Origin of the sequence: Okeania sp. SIO2F4, from assembly GCF_010672385.1 — a bacterium.
Lineage (GTDB): Bacteria > Cyanobacteriota > Cyanobacteriia > Cyanobacteriales > Microcoleaceae > Trichodesmium.
Window position 1 is genome coordinate 1 of record NZ_JAAHGT010000285.1, and the last position, 10,398, is coordinate 10,398.

Genomic DNA, 10,398 nt, shown 5'->3' on the forward strand with positions numbered 1-10,398 from the left:
TGCTCTATAGGTAATAGTCGGAAAATTCCACTACCCACCTCCATCTCCTAGGTGCTTCAGGAAATGATTTAATTATTGCTCTATAGGTAATAGTTCGATCATCTGAATAGCTGACAGCTAACAGCTAATAGCTGAATGCTTAAATACTTTTTTCCAAAACTAACAAATCTTCCTTAATAGATGAAGTCCGACCACACCAAGAACCATAAGATTTTTCTAGAACATTAAAACCTAGTTCTTCTATCCATTTTAATAGTAGATTCTCCCTAAAACCAATCCCTTTCTCTGGCAAATTAATATCTATAGTCAAACCATCTTCTACTTCATAAATAAACTGTTGAGAACTTTTACCTTTAGACATCAACTCTTCTGATTCTGAATTGACTAAAAAGCAAATTAATAAACATCTCCCTCCCGATTGTAAAACTCTATATATTTCATCAAAATAATGACGAACTTCATAACCTTGTAAATGAGTAAATAAGTGAGAAATACAAACACAATTAAAACTAGCATCCGGATAAGGAAAAATAAAATTATTTGCAGATATTTTTCCCGTGGGATTGTAGAGAGAGTGATAAATATTATGCCAATTAAAATTAAAGTTAGGTTTGCGAGTCGTAATTTCTTCCTTTGCCCAAGAAATAAAATTTTCTACTACATCAAAACCTTCATAACGACCAGAAGATTGTAGGTAATGAACTAAGCCATAAGCAACCGTACCAATATTACAACCAACATCAAGAACATGGTCTGTTGTTTGTAAACCTAATCTCTGAATTAAATCTCCTAGTAATTTGAAGGAAGCACGAATAAATTGACCACTTCCATCAACATTAGTTATTTTTATATATTTCTCTTCAGGTAGTGGTAAAAGAGGTGCTAATACTTTCAATATAGCTATACCTTCACCCCGTTTAAACTGAGGAATTAAAGCAATTAATGAATGCTTTAATTGATTAATTTGTTGTTGATTTAAAAGTATTTTGAGACGGAATCTAGCATTAGCCACACCACATAAACTAGGGTGAACTTTCTCTACATCTGGACTAGGTATATTCAGAGTTTGTTCAAAAAAACTAAACTCTTGATTCCCAATAGAAACTTTAAATCCTTCTAAAATACCAGCATCTAGAGAAGCAACCCAACCAGATAAACGTAAAACTTGATTTTTAATTATTACCCGATCGATAGAACCCCAACTAAGTAAAGGATTAATTTTTCGTTTTTTCTGGATACTTTTTTGTTTGCTAGAATAATCTTGAGTATAGTATTGTATCTGGGATATTTTTATCCGCTTCTCCCGCAAACTTAAAGCCTCTCGATAAAGTTCTATATCTTCCTGATTTATCGCCGATATTTTATTGACTATTTCTCGATTAGATAATACTTCTTTTAGTAATAATTTATATTCTGGATAGGGATTACTATTTTGAGTTTCTAATTCATACTCCGGCCAATTTAGCATTGTTTTGAGTTCATGTAAATCCTCACTAAAAAACTCTTGGATACCTACAAAATAAAAATCTGTTAATTTCTCTTCTTGCACAAATTTCGATTTGATTATATTCTGCATTTCTGGTTTTGCAGCAAACTCTATAAATGTCAAACTCGACTCTTTTACAGGCGCTAAATTTTCTGCATCACTTTCTACTAAAATTTGCCAAGTTTTCCAGAAAAAGTAAAGAGAAATCAACCGCTTTATCAGGTCTCTTAGCCAAATAATTTTTTTAAACTCTGGAAATTTAGAATTATATTTATGGCAAGGAAAATGACCATGAATTACTTTGACTCCAAGCTTGGGATTAGTTAACATTTTATTGCGTAAATCGCCTCTATGTGGATAATCAAAGAAAATCTCTTCTGGATGATATATTTGTCTCAAAATCTTTTTAAATGTTGTACCAGCAGTTTTTGGTAGATGAATTGAAATAACTTTTTCCTTGACTTCTTCTGGTGGGTGAGGTTGATTTATCTGGCTCATTTTTAGGTTAAATATTGAATAATTATATTGTGCTTAAATCTGGTTTGTTTGAGATTTTTAATAATTAATTTGCACTTGATTTTTTTCTATTGAAATAACTTTTTTTTGACTTCTTCTGGTGGGTGAGGTTGATTTATCTGGCTCATTTTTAGGTTAAATATTGAATAATAATATTGTGCTTAAATCTAGTTGATTTTAGATTTTGAAGCATCAATTTTGACCTTTATTTTTTCTAATTTAGACTTGTATTTTTCTAAGACTAACTGGTAGTTAGATAACTTTGATTTAAGTTCAATTTTTTTTTCTACAATTAGCAAATCTTGATAAGTAAAAGATTTGCGCCCACACCATGAACCATAATATTTGCCTACAATAGTTAAACCACTCTCTTTTATCCAATCAATTAGTAGGGATTCTTGAAAACCTATAGTCTTTTCTGGCAGTTCTGAATCTAAACAGAAACCACCTTCTATTTCATAGACTAAATTCTGAGAACTCTTGCCATCAGCAATTAATTTTTGAGATTCATAGTTAATTAAAAAACAGGCAAATAAACACTTTCCTCCAACTTTTAAAGCACGTTTAATTTGATGTAGATAATGACGCAAAGCCATACTAGACAAATGAGTAAAAAGATTGCTAATACAGATCGCATCAAAACTTGCTTCTGGATAGGGCAATATAAATTCTGTCATAGACATATTTCCCTTTGAATTGTAAATAGGATGATAAATATTGTGACATTTAAAGTTAAAGTTAGGCTTTCTAGAAGTAATTTCTTGCTTTGCCCAATCAATTACTTTTTCTGAAAAATCAATACCTTCATAACGCGCTCTAGGTTTTAAGTAATAAGCCAAACCATAGGCAATGTCACCTATTCCACAACCTATATCAAGAATACTATCTGTAGGTTTGAGACCTGTTCTTTGAATTAAATATCCTAACCATTTGAAAGCATTAGACTGAAAGTTAAAAGAACTATTTCTCTTCACTCGATTTATGTATTCTTTAGTAGGAAGCATGAAAGAAGGATTAAAGACATTAACCAAAAAACTACCCTCATAATTTTCCAAAATAGGGATTAAAACAATTAGGAGGTCTTTATAATTTTCTCTATGTATTTTATTAAGAAGTATTTCTAGATCGAATCTCGATTTTTCTGCTCCTTTTAACCTAGGATGAGCTTTTTTTATTCTCGGACTGTCTATTCCTAGAGTTTGTTGAAAGTCTCTATATTCTTCACCTCCAATCCAGACTTTAAAGCTGCTAATAGGAATAAAATTTAAAGAAACTATCCAACCTGTTAATTTTAAGGTTTGATTCTCAATTACTACTTTTCCGATATTGCCAATAGTTATTAATAAATTAGATTTTTCTAAAGCAAATTTTACCTTACTTTTCTTTTCAGCAACTACTGCTAATGATTTCTTGAGTTGAGGAATATATCTTTGAATAGTTAAATCTTCTACTTCATTAAATATCACATCTTTCGATTCAAAATGTGACCAAGGTCTTTGTTCGTTTTTCGTTGCTCTACCTCGCATCATTTTTTTCATACTTTCTTCTTTTGAGCGAGTAGTATAATGATTGATTCTGATTTTTTTGATGGAATGTGTTGAGGAAAAAGGTTTGTTAATTGCTTGTTTGTTTTCTGTTACTACCTTACCTTCAGAAAATACAAACTGATGAGGATTTAGTGGGCGAACCGTTTTGTCTGGACGTAGAATACATTTGATATGTTTATTCGGACCGAAACTTGTCTTAGCACGTTTAATAAAGTTTTCTATTTGTAATCCTTCGGGCTTTTTCTCATGTCCTGAAGTACCAAAATTTAACCAGTTAACTCCTAGGGCTGAAACGTCATAAAATTCATCTATTATATCTGTTATTTTCTCTGCTATGGTGGGAAATAAAAATTCATCTAAATCTATAAAAGCTATCCATTCTGAGTCATATCTGTGATTATTTAAGCAATGGCTATAAGCAGACATTTGCCCTGGTTTTTCCGGCCAATAATAATAAATTACTTCTCCATTTTGAATATAGAACTGCAAAATTTCCTGAGTATTATCTGTGCTGTTGTTGTCGTATAAGTAAAATCTTTCAACACCAACTAATTTATGAAATTCTAACCACTCTTCTAAATAGGAACCTTCATCTTTCATAATTGCACAGATACTTAATCTGCACTTTTCTCCTTTCTTGTTAAGGCAATCACTTTCTACCTCTTCTATTAATTTATTTATAACTACAGATTTGTCAATAGCCTTAGTATTTCCTATCATAAATTTTTATAATTAAATATTCTAGTTTATGGCATTTATGGCAATTTTTAGCACCAATAAACGTTATCGTTATTTTTTTGTTAACTCTGCTAGTTGAACTAAATTCTAGTTTTAATCCTTTTTTCTCTAAGAGTTAACGCCGTTTCATAAAGCTCTATATCTTGGCTATTAATAATATTTAACTCCTCTATGAGTTCCCGATCGGATCAAACACTTTTGATAAAAGCTTGATACATTTTTGGATAATTATGCTTATTGATTTGAGTAATTTCAACTTCTGGCCATTCTAGCATTGTTTGAATTTCAGTTAAATCTTCTCTCAAAAATTCTGTAATACCAACAAACCAAAAATTTTCTATATTTTTTTGGATATAACGACGAGACAGAAAATTCCTCAAGTTAGGTTTCTTTGCCCAATTTAGAAGTTTTTCCTTCTCTAATTCAACTTCATAATGACTAATTTTTCTATTTTGAAAGTGTGTTATCTGATGCCAATAATTAGAAATCAAACGCTTGATAGGTTCCCTGAGCCAAATAATTCTTTTAGCTTCTAGAAAATGACCGTCATATTTTTGTAGCTGAAAATGACCATGAATAACTCTAATATTTTGTTTGTTTATTTCTGATAAAACTTGATTAAGTTGTTCCTTCTTGTAATCTAAAAAATTTTTTTCTTTTCCATAAACTTGAATTAGGCATTTTCTCATGGTTGTACCTGCTGTTTTGGGTACATGAACTGAAATTATTTCTACTTGTGAATCTCTAGTCTCCATGGCATAATTCCTCATTTTTTATGAATAATTTAAATTTATCGCTCATTCCCTAGCCAAATTATTAAAAATCGGACAAAATAAAAAAGTTCAGCTTTTAATCATTAGCTGAACTAACTAGAAAATTAAAATTAATAGATATTTGTTCAACTTAATTAGCCAAATCTTCAATTATCCATTCTAACTCTGTGCATAGGAGTCTAACTATTTTTAGCAAACATTTATTACGCCTGGTATAACAATTTTATAACCAAGCTGGATCGTAAACTACATCTATTTCTTCATCAACCAAAGAATCATAAAATTCATCAATAAACTTTTCTCCAAGCTCTTGATAAACTTGATACCGATTTTGCCAATGTCTACCACCTTGTACTTTGGTAATATTTTTATAAGCTTTTCCACCGTTAACTATCTTTTTTCTAGTTTGCTCCTTAGACCGAAACTGATATTCTCTCAGTACAAGTCCATAGTCTTTCCCCAATACAGTCACAGGAATTGTCTTGTCCTTAAAAGAGACGCGATGATGTCCCTGACCTATGGTCATACCAGGTTTCCAACGCACAAAAATTTTGCTATAGCCATCGTTTTCACAATTATCTTGCTTTTTTCTGTAAGTCATCCTCTTAAGTGGATTAAGTTCAAATTCATCGTCAAATGACATAATCACATGATTTCTGCGTGCTAGACCTATACACTGGTGTTTAGAGTCAAGTTGTTGCAGAATTGTATGTAAAGACTGATTGTATGAAAATAAAACCTCATCAGTATCAAATGGTAATATCCACTTGGCATTCCATAGTTTATGTGCAAACTCCGCTGCAGCTGATATTTTTTTGTATTTCTCAAACACAGGATCTGCATCTTCAAGTAGGTAAACGAGAGCTTCTGGATAATCATTGCGGAAACGCCGCACTTCATATGGAGTCGCATCGGTAGATAAATTATCTATCACCACAAACCGCCTAATACCCTGTCTATAGTTTCCAGCTAGACTATAGTAGATCATATCGTCTTCATCTTTAACCATACAAATACCAGCGACAATCGAACTTTTTTCTACTTCCGAAGTCACTAACCACTTATATGGTGCTTGTTCTGCCAATTCTAATATTGATGAAAATTGCCTATTCTCTGCCAAAAGATTTTCTACAGCTATATTATGTTCTTTTTTGAGTTGTTGAAATTTTTGGTTTACCTCTAAAGTTTCTGTTTGGGTATAATTATGTCGTAATCTCAGTTTTGCTATGGGAATACGCTCTTCTTTGTCTTCAAGTATAGCCTTGATAACTAATTCAACTTCTTCTGAAAGTCCTCTTAGATCCAGCTTCGTAGAGAAACCAACGATTTTTGACCAAAAAATATGAGCATGGTGCCTGGATACATGAGGAAAAGACTGATCGATAGGGGTAACCTGGAGAACTTTTCCATTACTGCTCACTTCTACTGCTATTGCGGGAGAACTTTTACCAACAACCCAACCTCCTATTTTGACTTTGCAGGTATTGATTCGATCGCCTTTTTGAGGTGTATCTATATAATTACCCGATAGGTGTTTACTATCAAGTTCCAACAAATGAACATCTAGAATTTCAACTCTAGGTTCTTGGGTTGCTTCTGTCGGTTGCTCCTGAGTTTGATGAGATATCCCCCAGTCAACTTCCAAGATTGGTGGAGATGGGAGTGGGGTAATTTTAATTTTGCCTATAGGAATAGCAGTTTCATCTTTGAGAATTACTTTGAGAGTTAGCTCTTGTTCTGAGACAAGTTCTGGCAATTTAACTTTGGTAACAAAACCACTATTTTTCGCTTCTGGAACTTGAGGGTAAGCTTTAGCTACCCCTGGTCGTTTTCTATTAATAGGAACTTTTTGAATAATTTTCCCTTCACTGATTATTTCTACTGCTACTGCAGTGGAGCTTTTCCCCAAAACCCAACCCAAAATTTCAATCTCATTATTTTGGATATCTATTTGGTTTCTGTTTTTTGGTCGATCTAGAAAGCGTCCCCATAAATATTGAGTATTAATTTTGAATAAGCTAATATCTATTAAACTTAGCATTTTCTATCATCTCACTGTAATTTTTAGCGTTGCCGATCTGTGGCTATGATTTTTATTTGTTGGCAATTGCTACTCCCTTATAGTGCATAAACCATCAATTCTTTCCCCCTCCATACCTACTCCCTACTCCCTATTCCCTATTCCCTATCATACAGTTATATATTTTGCTGAGGTTGTTTAAGGTTGAGTAGGTTGGCAATTCTGTTTAATAGTTGGGAAGATTTAGATAAAATAGCTAAACCTTTGCCATATTTGTGCCATTCAAGTTTCTGTACTTCTCGATAACAGCCACAAAAATCTCTTACTGCCTTATTAACGGAGGGAAAGCTTACGCCGTTAGGTGCTTTTGACTTATAGTCATCCACTATGACTATCCCTAGGGGATTTAAAAAAGGAAGTGAGGATTGTAAATCGTGAAAACATCCTTTATAAGAATGGTCTCCATCAATAGTAAACCAATCCAAACCTAATGGGTAATTTTTTTGGTAAAATCCAGAATTAAGAAGTTTGTTACTATCTCCTTCAATAATTTGGTAATGTTTAAATTCCCCCATCAATATAGCAGCCATTTCTCTGCCAAAGGGAGCCATATAATTTAAGTTTTTATCCAAAGATATAAAAGTTTTCGGAGTACAAGAACTTAAAACCGTCGCCGCAGATCTTCCTGTAGCAAAACCAGTTTCTAAAACATATTTCGGCTGAACTATTTTACAGAGATTGCTAATAAAAATTGCTTGATCTGCATTCAAATGTCCTTTTTTGCACCATAACTTGCTGTCAAATAAACCTTCTAAGTTATTATTAGCGATCGCCTCTTTAAGTGTGTTATATTCAGGTTCAATAATCAGGCTTAATGCCTCTCGTTCGAGTTCTATATTATGACTATTCAGTGGCGAGTTTTTATCAACAATAGAGCGGTCTAAATGATGTTTAAATTCTTCAGGATTAATAACTCTCAAGCCTTTACCTGAATTTATCTTTTTAGCTACTAATGGCAAATTTTTATGTCTTCCATGTAGAATTTTTACAGTGCCAGAAACTACTCCGAAAAAAGGAAATCTACAATTATATTCTGGAGCTAGGGTAACAATTCTAAGTTTACTGCTATACAAAACTTCTCTAAAAGTAGGTTGATCGGCATTAGGTGGTTTATATAATTCTAACCATTTAGCAAAAAACTTTTCTACTTGAGGAGATTTTTTATATAAAATTACTCCTGTATTTAACTGTTGAAAACTTTCTGGTACACCATTAACAAAACCTCTAATATTATTAGGAGCATGAGCTACTCCCATGTCAAATTTATCTAAGAGTGTAAATATTTCTGAAAAGTCAGCAGATATATAGGTATCTGTATCTATAAATAAGGTGTAATCGTAAGGCGAAGCATACATATATTTAATTTTATCTACATGATTGTAATCTGGTTTTTCTATTACTATCACTTCGTCAAAATTAGAATTTTTAATATCTTCGCTAGTAAAAATCGTTACTGGTATATTTGGCATTTTAGCTTTTAAACTAGCTACCGATTGACAAGCTTCACCAATAAATTTTTCTCCTGTAGCAATATAAATTACTCCTACTGATTTGTAAGATTTATAGTTTAATTTTAAGGAGCCGAGAGGTACACGACTTTGATCTTTGAGTATGGCTTGTAATGTTAATTCTGATTCTTTTGGTAAACTAATTAGTTGTATTTCTGTAGAAAAACCACTTGTTTTTGCGCGAGTAACTTGAGGATAAGCTCTTGCTACACCAGGACGTTGTTTGTTGATAGGTACTTTCTTAATTACTTGACCATTACTAATAATTTCTACTGCTACAGCAGGAGACTTTTTACCAACTACCCACCCAACTAATTTAATTGTATTTAGTTGAAAAATTTCTCCTGTTTTTGGTCTATCTAAATAACATCCATGTAATAGATTTGAAACTGGCTTTAATAATTTAACACTATCAATTTCTACTTGAATATTTTCTGACTGATGTTGGGTTTGATTTGTATTTTGTTGAGATTCTTGATGTAATAAATTTGCTGTACCAGTAATCTTATAATGTCTCAATCTCCGAATTTCGGTAACTAGGTTTTCTTGATGAAAGAAATAGCTACTATAAATATTTTCTACTTGGCGATGGCAATCATGTACAAAAACATCTGTACTTCCAGTTTCAAAAGCTAGTTTGGCAGCTATATATATACTCTTCATTCTGCCTGGCAATTCTTCTGAGTATCCAGCGGGTGCATCAATAAAAATCAAATCCCATTTTGTTTGGACAATCTCTTCTGGAAGTACCATTGACAAACATTCTTTAGCCTGACTATATTCAGTTAATAAATTTAACCAGTCTTTGCTTTTTGTACCATAATCAACTAAATAAACTACAATACCTGGATAAGTTTCTTTTGCCCAGTTAAACCATTCTGGATTATCTTCTATAAATATAGTTTTACCTTCTTTGTTAATTTCCATCCAAATACTACTGTCTTTACCTACGCCAAATATCAAGAAGTTACTTGGCTTTTTCGCACTAATTGTATTGATGATGTATGAATATTCATCAATATGACAGCCAGATAATTTAGCTAATTTATTCTTATATTTTTCACTTGGTAAAGTACTAGCTTGACTGTTAGTAGTTAACTTCTTAACTGGAATAGTCTTGGGGGCAATTGATGTAGGTTTGTTAGTAGCTGATTTTGGCTTTTCTAACTCAGTTTTATGTTGTAGAGCGTTGTGTTTTTCCCAGTCTGTTTTTGTCTGACTTAACTTAGACTGATATTCTGATAATAATTTCTTTTTTTGGGCAAGTTTATCAAATAAATCTTGTGATGCCTTTTGTTTTTTTGTTTCAGACATAATTGAAAACTCCGTAGTTATATTGCTTTACTCAAGCAATTAAATTTAATTAATATTTGTAGCAGTTGCTCCCTGGCTACAAACAAATAAAACATTACTTTTTGCAGACGTAAATCATGTTAATATGGTTGCCCATGACCTCAGATTTTCGGGTAGCTTAACACCAATTCAATAATTAATAATTACCTCTTCTGTAATAGAAGGATTGGATTAAAAAGAATTTTTTTATTCTCGAGGGTAGATTGGATATGACAAGGTTTCCTCACCATCCATCGACCGCTTTTTCTCCATGAATGGAGAGGCTTTATACCTTAATTTTTCGGTAATTGTAGTTTTTGCTTATTAGGAGATACAGTCCTAATTAGAGTTTGCTGAAAAAGTATTTTTAAGGAGTAGGGGAGTAGGGAATAGTTAGTAGGAACGGGGAATTATAGAG

General features: G+C 32.3%; 5 protein-coding genes. All 5 read right to left on the reverse strand.

All coding sequences use genetic code 11. The annotated features are described in order from the left end of the window. Positions 1-139: 139 nt before the first annotated feature. Complete coding sequence (locus F6K22_RS18560; protein WP_293100863.1) at positions 140-1,984, reverse strand: methyltransferase domain-containing protein; 1,845 nt, start codon at positions 1,982-1,984, stop codon at positions 140-142. A 185-nt stretch (positions 1,985-2,169) separates the two neighbouring features. Next, positions 2,170-4,269 (reverse strand): glycosyltransferase family 92 protein, encoded by a 2,100-nt coding sequence (locus F6K22_RS18565; RefSeq protein ID WP_293100866.1) that lies wholly within the window; start codon positions 4,267-4,269, stop codon positions 2,170-2,172. A gap of 206 nt (positions 4,270-4,475) precedes the next feature. Further along, positions 4,476-5,042, reverse strand: coding sequence for a sulfotransferase family 2 domain-containing protein (locus F6K22_RS18570; RefSeq protein ID WP_293100869.1), 567 nt, complete (start codon positions 5,040-5,042; stop codon positions 4,476-4,478). Between the two features lie 241 nt (positions 5,043-5,283). Further along, positions 5,284-7,101 (reverse strand): glycosyltransferase family 2 protein, encoded by a 1,818-nt coding sequence (locus tag F6K22_RS18575; protein ID WP_293100871.1) that lies wholly within the window; start codon positions 7,099-7,101, stop codon positions 5,284-5,286. A gap of 155 nt (positions 7,102-7,256) precedes the next feature. Further along, positions 7,257-9,962: a class I SAM-dependent methyltransferase gene (locus tag F6K22_RS18580; protein WP_293100874.1), complete on the reverse strand. Its 2,706-nt coding sequence runs from the start codon at positions 9,960-9,962 to the stop codon at positions 7,257-7,259. Between the last annotated feature and the right edge of the window lie 436 nt (positions 9,963-10,398).